Annotated in this window: 13 protein-coding genes and 1 riboswitch; of the genes, 5 read left to right on the plus strand and 8 right to left on the minus strand. The window is 72.5% G+C overall.

Annotated elements, in window-relative coordinates; genetic code table 11:
• Positions 1-133 precede the first annotated feature (133 nt).
• Positions 134-2,305 carry a glycoside hydrolase family 3 N-terminal domain-containing protein gene (locus BMW78_RS15565; RefSeq protein ID WP_177180428.1) on the plus strand — a complete coding sequence of 724 codons (2,172 nt, stop codon included), beginning with the start codon at positions 134-136 and terminating at the stop codon, positions 2,303-2,305.
• A 15-nt stretch (positions 2,306-2,320) separates the two neighbouring features.
• On the opposite strand, the gene BMW78_RS15570 is transcribed toward BMW78_RS15565, so the two are convergent.
• Together BMW78_RS15570 and BMW78_RS15575 are read right to left on the minus strand one after the other, a co-directional pair.
• On the minus strand, positions 2,321-3,073 hold the full coding sequence (locus BMW78_RS15570; RefSeq protein ID WP_091761628.1) for an SDR family oxidoreductase: 753 nt from the start codon (positions 3,071-3,073) through the stop codon (positions 2,321-2,323).
• A complete protein-coding gene (locus BMW78_RS15575) occupies positions 3,070-3,843 on the minus strand; it encodes a hypothetical protein (RefSeq protein WP_218144377.1) in 774 nt (257 codons plus the stop codon). The genes BMW78_RS15570 and BMW78_RS15575 overlap by 4 nt, the downstream gene beginning before the upstream one ends.
• Positions 3,844-3,875: 32 nt before the next feature.
• On the opposite strand from BMW78_RS15575, the gene BMW78_RS15580 reads away from it, so the two are divergent.
• Positions 3,876-5,102: an MFS transporter gene (locus tag BMW78_RS15580; protein ID WP_245735900.1), complete on the plus strand. Its 1,227-nt coding sequence runs from the start codon at positions 3,876-3,878 to the stop codon at positions 5,100-5,102.
• Positions 5,103-5,156: 54 nt separating this feature from the next.
• On the opposite strand, the gene BMW78_RS15585 is transcribed toward BMW78_RS15580, so the two are convergent.
• The 3 genes from BMW78_RS15585 to BMW78_RS15595 form a co-directional block, all read right to left on the minus strand.
• Positions 5,157-6,065: a LysM peptidoglycan-binding domain-containing protein gene (locus BMW78_RS15585; RefSeq protein ID WP_091761632.1), complete on the minus strand. Its 909-nt coding sequence runs from the start codon at positions 6,063-6,065 to the stop codon at positions 5,157-5,159.
• An 89-nt stretch (positions 6,066-6,154) separates the two neighbouring features.
• Complete coding sequence (locus BMW78_RS15590; RefSeq protein WP_091761634.1) at positions 6,155-7,837, minus strand: esterase/lipase family protein; 1,683 nt, start codon at positions 7,835-7,837, stop codon at positions 6,155-6,157.
• Between the two features lie 211 nt (positions 7,838-8,048).
• A complete protein-coding gene (locus BMW78_RS15595) occupies positions 8,049-9,389 on the minus strand; it encodes a cryptochrome/photolyase family protein (protein ID WP_091761636.1) in 1,341 nt (446 codons plus the stop codon).
• A gap of 18 nt (positions 9,390-9,407) precedes the next feature.
• Here BMW78_RS15595 and BMW78_RS15600 point away from each other — a divergent pair, with 18 nt between their 5' ends.
• Positions 9,408-10,103: an iron-dependent transcriptional repressor DtxR gene (locus tag BMW78_RS15600; protein ID WP_091761638.1), complete on the plus strand. Its 696-nt coding sequence runs from the start codon at positions 9,408-9,410 to the stop codon at positions 10,101-10,103.
• A 319-nt stretch (positions 10,104-10,422) separates the two neighbouring features.
• A riboswitch (cyclic di-AMP (ydaO/yuaA leader) is annotated at positions 10,423-10,601 on the plus strand.
• Positions 10,601-11,341, plus strand: a complete 741-nt coding sequence (locus tag BMW78_RS15605; RefSeq protein ID WP_091761640.1) for a C40 family peptidase — start codon at positions 10,601-10,603, stop codon at positions 11,339-11,341. Its footprint overlaps the riboswitch before it by 1 nt.
• 176 nt (positions 11,342-11,517) lie before the next feature.
• On the opposite strand, the gene BMW78_RS15610 is transcribed toward BMW78_RS15605, so the two are convergent.
• Positions 11,518-12,279: a DUF305 domain-containing protein gene (locus tag BMW78_RS15610; protein ID WP_143056293.1), complete on the minus strand. Its 762-nt coding sequence runs from the start codon at positions 12,277-12,279 to the stop codon at positions 11,518-11,520.
• Between the two features lie 70 nt (positions 12,280-12,349).
• Here BMW78_RS15610 and BMW78_RS15615 point away from each other — a divergent pair, with 70 nt between their 5' ends.
• On the plus strand, positions 12,350-13,030 hold the full coding sequence (locus BMW78_RS15615; RefSeq protein ID WP_177180429.1) for a DsbA family oxidoreductase: 681 nt from the start codon (positions 12,350-12,352) through the stop codon (positions 13,028-13,030).
• A gap of 40 nt (positions 13,031-13,070) precedes the next feature.
• On the opposite strand, the gene BMW78_RS15620 is transcribed toward BMW78_RS15615, so the two are convergent.
• Together BMW78_RS15620 and BMW78_RS15625 are read right to left on the minus strand one after the other, a co-directional pair.
• Entirely contained in the window at positions 13,071-14,171 is a 1,101-nt protein-coding gene (locus tag BMW78_RS15620) for a calcium:cation antiporter (protein WP_091761645.1), read from the minus strand.
• A gap of 78 nt (positions 14,172-14,249) precedes the next feature.
• Positions 14,250-14,600, minus strand: coding sequence for a DUF3817 domain-containing protein (locus tag BMW78_RS15625; RefSeq protein ID WP_091761647.1), 351 nt, complete (start codon positions 14,598-14,600; stop codon positions 14,250-14,252).
• Positions 14,601-14,650 lie beyond the last annotated feature (50 nt).

Here is a 14,650-nt window from a genome sequence, read left to right on the forward strand (position 1 = left end):
GAGATGTCCGATCTGTCGCCACTGTAGCGGGCTGCGGGACGGGGCCGTCCCAGGGGCACCCGCAGGAGCCATGGACCACGACCCGAACCCTGTGAGAGGTGCAGTCGAGACGCGCCACTGCTACACAACTCGGATGGCCATGCACGTGGAGCACCGACCCTGGCTCGACGCCACCCGACCCGTTCCCGAGCGGGTGGAGGCGCTGATGGCGCAGATGACCCTGGAGGAGAAGGTCGGCCAGACCCACCAGGTGGCCAACATCCACCCCGACGACGACGCCGAGCTGCTCCGACAGGGCAGCATCGGGTCGAGCCTCTTCGCCAGTGGCGCGACCGGCGGCAACGAGCGCGACGAGGGGGTGCTGGCCCACAACATCGACGCCGCCCAGCGGCACGCCGTCGAGGACAGCCGGCTCGGCATCCCGGTGCTGTTCGGGCGTGACGTGATCCACGGCCACCGGACGGTGTTCCCCATCCCCCTCGGGCTGGCCGCCGCGTGGGACGAGGAGCTCGCCGAGCAGGCCGGCGAGATCGCCGCGCACGAGGCGGTCGTCGACGGTGTGGCGTGGACCTTCGCGCCGATGGTCGACCTCTCCGAGGAGCCGCGGTGGGGCCGTGTGGCGGAGTCGCTGGGTGAGACCCCGGTGCTGAGCGGGCGGCTCGCCGCGGCGCTGGTCCGCGGCTTCCAGGGCGACGTCCCGGGCCACCCCGACCGGATCGCGGCCTGCGCCAAGCACTTCGCCGGCTACGGGCTGGCCGCCGGCGGCCGCGACTACGACACCGTGTCGGTCGGCGAGAACACGCTCCGCAACCTGCACCTGCGGCCGTTCAAAGCAGCCGTCGACGCCGGCGTGACGACGGTGATGGCGGCGTTCAACGACGTCGACGGCATCCCGATGCACGCCCACCGCCACCTGCTGCGTGACGTGCTCAAGGGGGAGTGGGGCTTCGAGGGCCTCGTCGTGGCCGACTGGAACGGCGTCGGCCAGCTGGTGAACGAGGGTGTCGCTGCAGACCTGCGCGACGCCGCACGACAGGCGATCGAGGCCGGTGTCGACCTCGACATGTGCTCCGGCGGCTACTCCGCCCACCTGGCCGACCTGGTCCGTGACGGAGTCGTTGCCGAGAAGCTCGTCGACGACGCCGTGCGCCGCATCCTGACCGTGAAGTTCCGGCTTGGCCTCTTCGAGCGGCCCTACGCCGGGGAACCCACCCGCAGCAACGCCCCCACGGAGCAGACCCGCTCGGTGGCGCGCCGGGCCGCCCACGCCGCGCACGTGCTCGTCTCGAACAACGGGGTCCTGCCGCTCGGCCCCGACTGCGGCACCGTGCACCTCAGCGGCCCGTTCGCCGAGGAGGGGGAGGCACTGCTCGGCACCTGGACCCTCGACGGTCGTGGCGAGGACGTCGTGAGCCCGGCCGCCGCCTTCCGCGAGCGGCTCGGCAACGAGCGGCTGCTCGTCAGCGACGGCCGGTTCAGCGACCGCTCCGTGCAGCAGGTGCGCAATGCCGACGTCACCGTCGCCGTGGTCGGCGAGCACTCGTGGCGCTCGGGCGAGGCCAACTCGGTCAGCGACATCGGCCTCCCTGCCGGGCAGCTTGACGCGCTCCGCCAGCTCGCCCGCCTCGGCAAGCCGCTCGTCGCGGTCGTCTACACCGGCCGCCCGCTCGAGCTCGGCGACGTCATGGACCTCGCCGACGCCGTGGTCGTGGTGTGGCACCCCGGCATCGAGGCGGGAAACGCGTTGGCCGACATCGTCTTCGGTGACGTCAGCCCCCACGGGCGGCTCCCGATGACGTTCCCCCTCACGACCGGCCACATCCCGACGAGCACCCACCAGCGACCGACCGGACGGCTGATCGAGCGGCACGAGGACACCCGGCTCGGCCGCTACCTCGACGACCTCGTCTTCCCCCGCCTGCCCTTCGGGCACGGGCTGACCTACACGACCTTCGACTACGGCCCTCCTCGTCTGTCGGCGCCGCAGCTCGCGCGGTCGGGCGGCAGCGTGCAGCTCGAGGTCGACGTCACGAACACCGGCGACAGGGCAGGACGGGAGGTCGTGCAGCTGTACTTCCGCGACCCGGTCGCCGAGGTGACCCGGCCCCTCGTCGAGCTCACCGACTGGGCCGTGCTCGACCTCGGCCCGGGCGACACGGGCACGGCCGAGTTCACCGTCACCGCAGAGCAGTTCGCCTACTTCGGGCGTGACAACACCGCTCGGGTCGACGCCGGGGAGATCGTGCTGCAGGTCGGACCCGACGCCCTCACCGGCGCGCGCACGACCGTGATTGTCACGACGTGACAACCACGGGGGCGGTCAGCCCTCGCGGTGCACCTTGTGCGGCGCAGCCTGTGCCTGCGGCTTGATGACGAGCAGGTCGACGTTGACGTGGGCGGGCCGGGTGGCCATCCAGACGATCGCGTCGGCGACGTCGTCGGCGACGAGGGGCCGAGACACGCCGGCATACACCTGCTCGGCGCGCTCCTGGTCGCCGCGGAAGCGGGTGAGGGAGAAGCCTTCGGTGCGCACCATGCCGGGCGCCACCTCGGTGATGCGCACCGGCTGGTCGACGAGCTCGAGCCGCAGCGTCTCGGTCATGACGGCGAGGGCGTGCTTGGCGGCGGTGTAGCCACCGCCTCCCTCGTATGCCGTGCGGCCGGCGGTGCTGCCGACGTTGACGATGATGCCCTCACCACTGGCCTTGAGGGCCGGCAGCAGCGCCTGGGTGACCTGCAGGGCGCCGATGACGTTGACCTCGTACATCGCCCGCCAGTCCTCGACCCGGCCCTCCTCGACCGACTCGAGGCCGAACGCGCCGCCGGCGTTGTTGACGAGCACGTCGAGCCGGTCACCCACCGCCTCCGCGAGCCGCTGGACATCGGCGGTGTCGGTCACGTCGCACGCGACGGCGACGCCACCGATTTCGCCGGCGAGCTTCTCGATGCGCTGCGTCCGGCGGGCGGCACAGAACACCCGGAAGCCGGCTGCCGCGAGCTGGCGGGCGGTCGCCTCGCCGATGCCGCTGCTGGCGCCGGTGACGACGGCGGTCTTGCGGGCGTTGGTGCTCACGGGGTGCTCCTCACGGTGTCGGTGACCACAGTGTCGGTAACCGCAGTGTCGGTGACCGGTCGGACGGTGGCGGGGTCGATGGCGATCCAGGTGGCGTCGGCGTGCGCGAGGAGGGTGCCGTCCGCGGCATACAGCGCGGTGCCGCACCAGTGCTTGCGACCCTCGCTGCCCCGCGCCCACGCCATGACGACGTGCTCCTCGCCGACGGCGGGCAGGCGGTCGACCTCGGCGGTCATGGTGCCGAGCACCATGGGGCGCCCGCCGACGCCGAGGGCCCACGCGCCGGGGCAGTCGAGCGCGGCCCACACGATCTCGGGAGTCGACTCGGTGGGCACCCATGCCGCGGCGTGCACGCCCTCGCGCCCCGGCAGCGGGCCGGGGCGCAGGCAGAGGGCGTCGCCCGGCTCCCGCTCGGTGCCGCAGGAGAAGCAGGTGGGGAACGGGTGGTCGTGCAGCCCCGCATAGTGCTCCGCCACGGCGGTTGCCTCGGCGAACGTCACCGGCGCGGGCAGACCGGCCCGCGGCAGAGGGGGTGCCGGCTGGGCGGAGGCGACCACGAGGTCACCGTCGAGCACCTCGACCACCCCGTCGTCGCCGGTGCGCACCTGCAGCGCGCGGTCGAGCGGGGGAGGGGTGCGCAGCCGCACCGAGACGGCCGGGCGCTCTGCGTCGGTGGGCACGAGCTGGGCGAGGTGGCCGCTGGTCCACCCGCCGTTGCCCGACTCGGGCGGGCCGCAGAACCGGGCGGGGATGGTGAAGGTTGCCGTCACGCTGCTGACGCTAGCGCGACACAATGGCCGGAATGTCCCAGACCCCGTCCTCGGCGCCGGCCGAGCCGTTCCTGCTGCGCCGCATCGCGCTACCGGCCTACGGCCCGACGGTGCTCGCGTCGCTCGGCCACGGCGCGGTGCTGCCGGTGCTCGCGCTCAGCGCGCGGGCCCTCGGCGCGTCGGTGGGGGTCGCCGCGCTGACCGTGGCGCTGCTCGGCATCGGGCAGCTTGCGGCCTCGCTGCCCTCGGGGGCGCTCGCGGCGCGCGTCGGCGAGCGGCGCGCCCTCATGGTGGCCGGCGTCATCGACGCGGTGGCCATGACCGGCGCCCTGCTGGCACGCGAGGTGTGGCTGCTCGCCGTGGCCGTCTTCGTCATGGGCATCGCCGGGGCGCTGTTCAACCTGGCCCGGCAGGCCTACCTCACCGAGGTGGTGCCCGTCTCCATGCGCGCCCGAGCGCTGTCGACGCTCGGCGGCGTGCACCGCATCGGGCTCTTCGCCGGCCCCTTCGTGGGTGCGGCGGTGGTGGCGGAGTGGGACATCAGGGCTGCGTATGCCGTGGCCGTCGCCACGAGCATCGGAGCCTTCCTCCTCGTCGCGCTGCTGCCCGACCTGACGGCCGGGCACGAGCGGGCCACCGCCGCTGCCGCCCGGCGCTCGGTGGGTTCGGTGCTGCTGGAGCACCGGCGAACGCTGCTCACCCTCGGCACCGGCGTGCTCGCCATCGCCGCGGCCCGGGGCGCCCGCACGTCGCTGCTGCCCCTGTGGGCCGAGCAGATCGGCCTCGACGCCACCGACACCGCGCTCGTCTTCGGCATCGCCGGGGCGCTCGACATGCTGCTGTTCTACCCGGCCGGCGCCGTCATGGACCGGTTCGGGCGGGCATGGGTGGCGGTGCCCACCGTGGTGGTGCTCGGCATCGGCATGGCCGCCCTGCCGCTCACCACGACCATGCCGGCGCTGACCGTGGTGGCGCTGCTCATGGCGCTCGGCAACGGCCTGGGCTCGGGCATCGTCATGACGCTCGGTGCGGATGCCGCGCCGGCGGACGCGCGGCCGCAGTTCCTCGGCGGCTGGCGGCTGTTCGTCGACTCCGGCGTCTCCGGCGGTCCGCTGCTCGTCAGCGCGATCACGGTCGTCGCCCCGCTGGCCGCCGCGTGCGTCGTGCTGGGCGGCATCTCCTTCGTCGGCGGTGCCTGGCTGGCTCGCTGGGTGCCGCGCTACGACCCGACGCGCCGGCCGCGTTCGCAGCAGGCCTGACCGGGCGGCCGTCCGGCCGCAGCGCCCTCGGGGAACCCGGCCTCGGGGTCCGGGTCAGGCGCCCAGCTCCCGCAGCGCCACGGCGTAGTAACGGTCGCGCTCGGCCTTGCCGTTGAGGCCGCCGTTGATCCGCCGGGTGATGGCGTCGAACTGCTGCCGGTCTGCGAGGTCGTTCAGCCCACGGGACGTCCAGAACCAGCCCGCGACCCGGAAGCCGACGTCGGGGTCGGCCGCCCGGTGGGGGTTCGCCAGCAGGTCGATGCCGAGGGCGCGCCCGGCCACCCGGTAGTTGTTGCGCCCGGTGAGCTGGATCGGCCCGCGTCCCTTGAACCGGACGCCGTCACCGGGCTGGGTGTTGCCGAGGTCGCGTCGGCCCTCGTACTCCGCGCCGGAGGCGAGCTCCTCCATGAACTGCAGCTGCGCGCTCTCGTGGGCCAGCTGTGCCAGGAAGGCGGCTCGGCGCAGGGGCGAGATCATCGCGGCCTCCCGCATCGCCACGTTGAGGTGCGGGAGGTAGTCGGCCGCTCGCGGTCTCGCCAGGGGCATGATCACGAGGAGCTGCGCCCGGGTCACGTCTGCGGTCTTCGGGCCGGGCCGCACCGCGACCACCACGCGAGGTGGTGACACGTCCGACCCGGTGAGCTGCAGCACCTGGCCGACGTGGATGAGGTTCGGGTTCGCGATGTGGTTCCGGTGGGCGATCGCCTGCACGGACGTGTGGAACCGGGCCGCGATGGCGCCCAGCGTGTCACCGGGCTGCACGGTGTAGTGCGTCGGTGGGGGCGGCGGAGGGGTGTTGCCGGGGTGTGGGACGGACAGCACCTGGCCGACGCGGATGAGGTTGGGGTCGGCGATGTGGTTGAGGCGTGCGAGGGCGCCGACCGACGTCCCGAAGTGGCCGGCGATGGCGCCGAGCGTGTCGCCGGGCTGCACCGTGTAGCGCGACAGCACCTGCTTGGTCATCTCGATCTCCTCTTCCTGCGCGGTCGGCGCGCTGCACGGTCCGCTTCCCGCGCGGACCGAGGTGCGGGTGGGTGGGGGCGGTCAGGCCCTCACGCAGTGGGTGCCGCCTCCGCGGTGGCGGCGAGCCGGTCGGTCACGACGATCGTCAGGTGGGCCGCCTCGCCCATGATCGGGAGGCCGTGGGCGATGGTCGGCAGGTCCACCCGCGCCAGGTGGGTGGCACCGTGGCGTTCGAAGACCGTGGGGTGTCGGCGCTCCGGTGGCAGACCCTCGGTGATCGGGTCGCACGTGTCGTTGCACCCGCTCACCTCGCTGTTCCACGCCGCCCAGGCGGTCAGGCCGTCGCCGGCCTCGTTCGGCCCGACGTCGACGATGAGCGAGTCCTCCCAGTCGGGCACCTGCTCCAGGTGCTCGGTGAACCGGAACCCGCGCCCGCGCTCGACGAGCTTGAACACCCGCAGCGTCATGACGTAGCGGAGCCGGCCACCATGGCGGGGCGGGGAGGGCTGGTCACCGCGCTCGCGGGCCAGCTCCGCCTCGTGGGCGGCGTCGAGGAGGAAGGTGGTTGCCAGCGGCACGGGTGTGTCCGCCGAGTCCACGTGCCGCGCGAGCTCGTCGTTGATCTGCACCGGGCACCAATGGGCGGCGAGCTGCTCGCTCAGCACGATGGGCAGGCCACGGATCGTGAGCCGCATGTCGGCCTGCCACACCGGCCACTGGTCCGCCTCTGGCAGCTCCGCCATGTTCGACGGGTAGGCGGGCAACCCGTTCAGCGTGACGGCCACGCCCCACCGGCCGAACAGGAACCGGCGCAGGTTCTGGTAGCCCTCCTCGGAGTTCACCTCGCCGTAGGAGCCCGAGTGCGACCGGTGGACGTAGGAGCGGTGGGCGCCTCGCACGTACGCCCGCTCGATCCGCACCAGGCCGTCGCTCTTCGGCCCCACGACGAGACGCGCCGCGCCGTAGTCCTGGGGGTTGGTGCCGATGAGGCAGAAGACGTCGGCGGGGGAGAAGACCTCCGGGTCGAGCGCCTGGGGGTCCCAGTGCGTGCCGGGCCCGGGCAGGTCACCGAAGCGGCGTCCCGGGGTGAGGTAGCCGTACATCTTCTCGGGCGCGAAGATGTCGGACCCGGCCGGGCCGAACGCCTCCTGCGCCCAGTCCAGCGCGCTGATCTCGAAGTCGATGCCGCCGTGCGGGGTGCCGTAGGTGAAGAGCCGGGCGACGATGTCCTTGGCGGGGGCTCGTCCTTCTCCAGCGCAGACCTTCTGCATCATGCAGCGGCACACCAGCCCGCCCATCGAGTGCGCGACGAGGTAGACCTTCGATGCACCCGTCTTGGCGCGCACGAGCATGACGAGGTCGTAGAGCCCGGCGGCAGCGGACTCGATGTCGAACCCTTCCGAGGTGACGCGCTGGTGCAGCCCGGTCAGGAAGCGGTGGATCAGGCCCTCCTCGCGCGGGGGTGCCGCGAAAGTGGTGGCAGCCTGGTCGTAGAAGCGATAGACCCACAGCGAGTGCGGCCGGACGCTCCCGTCGTCGGCGTCCTCGAGGTACAGGTGCTGGTCGCCCCGCACGAGGAGCCGGTAGTTCTCGTCCGACATCAGGCGCAGCAGCGGGCCCTCGAACTGGTAGAACATCGGGTCGCCGTCACCGCCGACGCGCACGTGGGTGGCTCCCTCGTTGAACCCGTAGAACGGGTCGTCCACCTGGCTGTTGATGCCGGCGGTGCCGCCGGCGTACCCCCGGACGTAGATGACGGGCAGCCGCTCCATCACCGACCGCCTTGCTGAGTGCCCATCGCACCCTCCCGGTGTCCCGCCGCGCATCCCCTCGACGGGCGGCACTCGCCAGTGTCCGGGCGCGGGTCGACCACAACATCGGTAGAACGGCGTATCCCCAAGCAAGTCAACGGAGTTCGGCTTAGGTGATCTCACTGACCCCTAACAGGAGCAATGGGGTGCAACGGCGCGAAACGACCTCTTGTCAGCCGCGGCGGGCCGCCTCGTAGCGGCGCAGCGCCTCCTCGCGCTCCGCCTTGTGGTCGACGATCCGCTCGGGGTAGCCGTGCGCGTAGCCCTCGTCGTGCGCCCACGGCTCGTGGGCCGCCCTGCCCGCGAGGTGGCGCAGCTCGGGCACCCACCGCCGCACGTAGTCGCCGTCGGGGTCGAACTTCATCCCCTGGGTCACCGGGTTGAAGACGCGGAAGTAGGGCGCCGCGTCGGTGCCGGTGCCGGCCACCCACTGCCAGCCGTGGTTGTTGCTCGCGACGTCGCCGTCGCGCAGGTGCGCCAGGAAGTGTCGGGCTCCCTCGGGCCACCAGATGTGCAGGTCCTTGACCAGGAAGCTGGCGGTGATCATCCGCACCCGGTTGTGCATCCACCCTTCGGCGAGCAGCTGTCGCATGCCGGCGTCGACCATGGGAAAGCCGGTCTGGCCGCGCTGCCACGCCTCGAGGGGCTTGCGGGCGCGCGAGTACGTCATCGACGACAGGGCGGGCTTGAGGTCGTGCCACGCCGACTCGGGGTGGTGCCACAGCACGTCGGCGTAGAACTCGCGCCAGCACAGCTCGTCGGTGTAGGTCTTCGCCCCCTTGGAGCGGGCGCCCTCGTGGGCGGCGATGTCGGCGAGCAGCGTGCGCGGGTGCAGCTCGCCGTACTTCAGAGGAGCCGACATCCGGCTGGTGGAGTCGAGGTCCGGCCGGTCGCGCTCGCCGTCGTAGCCGCCGAGGTGATCGTCGAGCCACCGCTTCCACCGGCGGCGCGCCGACTCCTCGCCGGCGCCGTCGACCTCCGGGCCGTCCGGGATCCCCTCGGAGTCGGCCCGCGCCCACCGCAGCCCGCGAGGCATGGGCGCGGGACCGGGCCAGCCGTGCGTGCGCCACGCCTTCGAGAAGGGGGTGAAGACCTGGTATGCCGTGCCGTCCGGCTTGGTCAGCGTTCCCGGCCCCACGGCATACGGGGTGCCGGTCGCCACCAGCGAGCGCCCGTCGCGCTCGAGCCGCTGCCGGACGCGCTCGTCGCGCCGGCGCCCGTAGGGCGTGGTCTCGGCGCTGACGTGCACGCCCTCGGCGCCGACCTCCTCGGCGACGGCGGCCACCACCTCCTCGGGCCGGCCGCGGCGCACCACCAGGCGGCCGTCCATCGCGTCGTCGAGGGCGCGCAGCGAGGCCAGGAGATGGTCGCGCCGCGGGGTCGCCACGTCGATGAGCTGCGGGTCGAGGACGAACAGCGGCAGCACCGTGTCTCCGGCGTGCGCCGCCTCGGTCAGGGCCGGGTGGTCACGCATGCGAAGATCACGCCTGAGCCAGACCACGGTGACCGCCATGATGAGAGGCTAGGGGCTGTGACGGACCTTATCGACACGACGGAGATGTACCTGCGGACGATCTACGAGCTCGTCGAGGAGGGCATCGTCCCCCTGCGTGCCCGGATCGCCGAGCGTCTCGGCCACTCGGGTCCGACCGTGTCCCAGACCGTCGCCCGCATGCAGCGCGACGGCCTGCTCACCCTCTCCGGCGACCGCCACCTCGAGCTGACCGACGAGGGACGGCTCATCGCCACGCGCGTGATGCGCAAGCACCGCCTCGCCGAGCGCCTGCTCACCGATGTCATCGGGCTGGAGTGGGAGTACGTCCACGAGGAGGCGTGCCGCTGGGAGCACGTCATGTCCGAGCGCGTCGAGCGCAAGATCCTCGCCATGATCGGCGACCACCGCGAGTCGCCCTACGGCAACCCGATCCCCGGGCTCGACGAGCTCGGCGAGCAGCCCAACGAGGAGTTCCGGGTCGGCGTGAAGAGCCTCGCCGAGCTGGCCCTGCCCGACACCTCCACGGTGCTGGTGCGGCGCATCGGCGAACCGGTGCAGGTCGACCACGAGGCGCTCAGCCTCCTCACGTCCGCGGGCCTGCTGCCGGGCCAGCGCGTCGACGTGAGGCGTGAGGACGGCCGGGTCATCGCCGTCCGCGAGGGCGGCGCGGAGGCCACCGGGGTCTCGCTGCCGCAGGACGTCGCCCAGCACGTCTTCGCCGCCGTCGTCTGACCGCAGGCCGCACTCTTCCCCGCGCCCTCTTCCCCGGCGTGCGTCACCGGGTCGCTCGCTTCGCCCTTCCGGCCCGAAACCCACCCTCGGCACGTCCTGAACGGGCGCGTGGCGGTGGGTCTCGGGGAGGCTCGGGGAGGCTTTTCGAGCTGGAAGTCGTATGCCGTGATGGCCGGTTGCCGGTGTTTTCCTGTCCCTTCGTGGACTCGCCGTGACCGCGGTGTGACATTCGGTTCGCCCCTTGTGTATCTTTTGCGAGTCCTCTCACCCCTTGGAGAGGGCGGCTCGCCGCGGATCGCCTAGTCCTGTCATCGCGGAGGGTCTCAGCACACCGCTTGGCAGGAGCGGGGGACCCACTTCTGGGCGGCTTCGGCCGTCCTTGGGGTGAAGCCCTCACCGCGAGCGCCCGCTAGGACGGGCCGCAGACGGGAGGGCCGGGTGACACCAACCTCCACCCGAACCCGACAGCTCACCTCGTAGGCGTTGGAGGTTCATTCGTGGCACACAATGCTGGGCGCCATCGCGCCCCAGGTCGCTTCAATCCCCTGACCGAGCTGTCCGACATCGCGGCGAAGGCCGCGGAGCCGGCCGTCAAGACCTCGGCCGTCCTCGCCGCCTCCGGTGGCCTGGTCGCCGCCTTCGCCATCCCGGCGCAGGCCGCTCCGGCCGACAAGCCCGCCAGCAGCCCGGCTGCCGCCCCGGTCGCCGTCAAGGCACCCGCGGCCGCCGGCCCGGCCGCGCAGAACGCCTTCGGCGTCATCGGCTTCAAGGCCACCGCCAAGCCGAAGCCCAAGCCGGCACCCGCCCCGGCCCCGGCCCCTGCCCCGGAGCCGCAGCAGCAGCCGCAGCCGCAGCGCACGGAGCAGGCCGCCAGCCGCTCCGTGGTGCGGACGCCGCTCAAGCCCGCCACCGGCGGCATCCTGGGCATCGCTGCGCAGTACAAGGGCATCATGTACAAGTACGGCGGCACGACGCCTGACGGCTTCGACTGCTCCGGCTACACGCAGTACGTCTTCAAGCAGGTCGGGATCAGCCTGCCCCGCACGGCCGAGGAGCAGCGCCAGGCTGTCACCCCGGTCTCGAACCCGCAGCCCGGAGACCTGGTGTTCTTCGGCGCACCGGCGAGCCACGTCGGCATCTACGCCGGCAACGGCAAGATGTGGGACTCGCCCCGCAGCGGCAAGGCCGTCGACCTGCGTGACATCTGGTCCTCGGACGTCACCTACGGGCGTCCCTGACGACCTGAACCTGCAGCGCCTGCGCTGAACCTGCGACGGCCCCCGACCGCACTGGTCGGGGGCCGTCGCCGTGTCCGCGTCCGAAGTCGCCCTGTCTGCGTCCGAAGTCGCCGTGTCTGCGTCGGGAGGTTCCGGACTGGTGGGTCGGTGAGCCCGGGGGAGCTCGCGAGGCGGGCTCAGCTGGCTCGGGCGTCGGCCATCTTCCGCATGGTGGCGATCTCTGCGGTCTGGCTGGTGATGATCGACTGCGCCAGCTTCCTCACCTCGGCGTTCTGACCCTTGGCCACCTCGGCGCGCGCCATGTCGAGGGCGCCCTGGTGGTGCTTCACCATCAGGGTCAGCCACATGCCCTCGAAGCCGCTGCCCATCATCGCGTCGAGGTCGTCGAGGTCCTTCTGGCTCATCATCCCCGCGCCCGTGTGCCCCGTGTGGCTGCTCGCGCCGGGCACCGGCTCGCCCCAGCCCACCAGCCAGCCGGACATCTGCTCGATCTCGGGTGCCTGTGCCGCCTTGACCGCCTTGGCCAGCTTCACGAAGTCGGGGGTCCCGCCGTGTCGCAGCGCCATGGCGGCCATGCCGACGGCCTGCTGGTGGTGCGGCACCATCCCGGAGGCGAACTCCACGTCGGCGGCGTTGTGCGGTCCGGCAGCCGGGGTGCCCTTCGAGCCCGGCGCGGAGGCGGTGCTGGTGGGAGAGGTGGGCGCCGGGCTGGACGGCGCGGTGGCGCTCGGGCCCTGCGTCCCCGTGGTGGTGGAGTCCGTGGTGTTCGTCGAGCTGCTCGACGTCATCCCGTGGTCGGCCATCGGCGAGCTGGTGTCTCCGGTGCCGTCCCCGCACGCCGCGAGGAGGACCGCGGCGGCGACCGCCGCGACGGCCTGGCCGGCGACGCGGCTGGACACGCGTGGCTGTGACAGGTGGGACCCGTGGGGCGACGTCATGCCGTCATCGTAGGCGGGAACCATCTTTCGCCCCGGGCCGGACCCGCCCGTCCGTGTGAGGATGGGCGACATGAGCGAGGTGGAGATCGAGGTCTGGGTGGACGTCGTCTGCCCGTGGTGCTACATCGGCAAGCGGCGGCTCGAGCAGGCGATCGCCGAGAGCTCGCAGCCCTCGGAGGTGAGCGTGACCTACCGCGCCTTCGAGCTCGACCCGAACAAGCCGGCCGGAAAGGGTGCCACCGTCGTCGAGCAGCTGGCCCACCGGCACCGCGCCAGCCTCGACGATGCCCGGGCCATCGTCGAGCGGGCCGCCATCATCGGCCGCCCCGACGGCATCGACATGGACATCGACGCCCAGATCGACGCCAACTCCTTCGACGCCCACCGCCTAGTCGCTCTGGGCCTGGCCCAGGGCGGTCCTGCGCTGCAGGGCGCGGTGCTGGAGCGGCTCTTCTCCGCACACTTCAGCGAGGGCAAGTCGGTCGACGACCGCGAGTCCTTGCAGCGGCTCGGCGCCGAGGCCGGCCTCGACGGCCGTCGGGTGGCTGCCGTGCTCGCCAGCAGCGACTACGCCGACCGCGTCCGCGCCGACGAGGCGGAGGCGGCCGAGCTGGGCGTGACCGCGGTGCCGTTCTTCGTGGCGAACCGCCAGGTGGCGCTCACCGGGGCCCACTCCACGGAGGTGCTGGGCAAGCTCATCGCCGCCGCCCTCGAGGGCGAGCCCGAGCCCGCTGGCAAGTCCTCCGTCTGACGCAGCCCTCCGTCTGACCCAGCCTCCGTCTGACTGGCGCTCAGGGGGCGATGGCGAGGAACACGAAGGCGGCCATCAGCACGAGGTGCACCCCGCCCTGCAGCCGCGTCGCCCGTCCCGGCACCACGGTGAGCACGGCGGTCACCACGGTGAGAGCGAGCAGCACCATCTGGGTCGGGCCGAGGCCCAGCTCCAGCGGCTGGTCGATCCAGATCGTGGCGATCGTGATGGCCGGGATCGTGAGACCGATGCTGGCCATCGCCGAGCCGAGCCCGAGGTTCAGGCTGATCTGGAGGCGGTTGCGCCCTGCCGCGCGCACGGCCGCCAGCGTCTCGGGCAGCAGCACGAGCAGCGCGATCACGACGCCCACGAACGACGGCGGCAGACCAGCCGCCGCGACCCCCGACTCGATCGCCGGTGACTCGACCTTGGCGAGGCCGACCACCGCGACCAGAGAGACCAGCAGCAGGCCCAGGCTGGTCCACGCCTCCCGGTTGGTGGGTGGCTTGGCGTGGTCATCCTCCAGCAGCTCGCCCTCGTCGGACACCGGCAGGAAGAAGTCGCGGTGCCGCACCGTCTGCGTCGAGACGAACATGGCGTAGAGCGTGAGCGAGGCCACGGCGGCGAAGACCAGCTGGGCGCCCGAGAACACCGGGCCGGGAGCGCTGGTCGTGAACGTCGGCACGACCATGGTCAGGGCCGCGAGCATCGTCACCGTCGCCAGCGCGGCGCCGGCTCCCTCGGCGTTGAACGAGACCAGGCCGTAGCGCCGGGCCCCGACGAAGAGGCTGAGCCCGACGATGCCGTTGCAGGTGATCATCACCGCGGCGAACACCGTGTCGCGGGCCAGCGAGGCGCTGTCCTTGCCGCCCGAGATCATCAGCGTGAGGATCAGCGCCACCTCGATGACGGTCACCGCGACCGCGAGCACGAGAGAACCGAAGGGTTCACCGACCCGGTGTGCCACCACCTCGGCGTGGTGCACCGACGCGAGCACCGAACCCGCCAGCAGCAGGGCCACCACGACGACCAGCACCGTGTTGAGGTCGCGACCCCAGGTGAGCGCAAGCGCGACGAGGGCCGCCAGGGGCGCGAAGGTGGTCCAGGTCAACATCGGGTTGGTCGTTCGCGCGGCGGCCATGCCCGATCTTTTCAGACCGTCCCGGTCTGCCAGAAATCCGCGGTATGCCGCGTGGCCGGCAGCTGGTGCCGGCTCGCGTCAGAGCCCGCGCTGGTACCCCGTGCCGCGCAGCGGGTGCCGGGACGAGGCGCCGAGCCGGCCGGTGCGCGCGGCCCACACCTCGAAGGCGGCGGTCGCGAAGGGCGGCACCGAGGCCGCGAGACCGAGCAGCAGGACCGGCCACGACCAGCGCTGCGCCCGGGCGACGAGGAGGGTCAGCAGCCCGTAGGCGATGAAGACGGCGCCGTGGATGGGCCCGAAGACCTTGACGCCGAGCTCACCGGACTCGGTGACGTACTTGGCGTACATGCCCGCGAGCAGCCCCGCCCAGGAGAGCGCCTCGGCGAAGGCAATGACGCGGAAGGCGGTGGTCAGGCGGGTGGCGCGCATGGTTCCAGAGCCTAGGTTGTCGAGGCCTGCCCGCACGAACCGGCCCGGCT

This window comes from Pedococcus cremeus (assembly GCF_900111375.1).
GTDB classification, from domain to species: domain Bacteria; phylum Actinomycetota; class Actinomycetes; order Actinomycetales; family Dermatophilaceae; genus Pedococcus_A; species Pedococcus_A cremeus.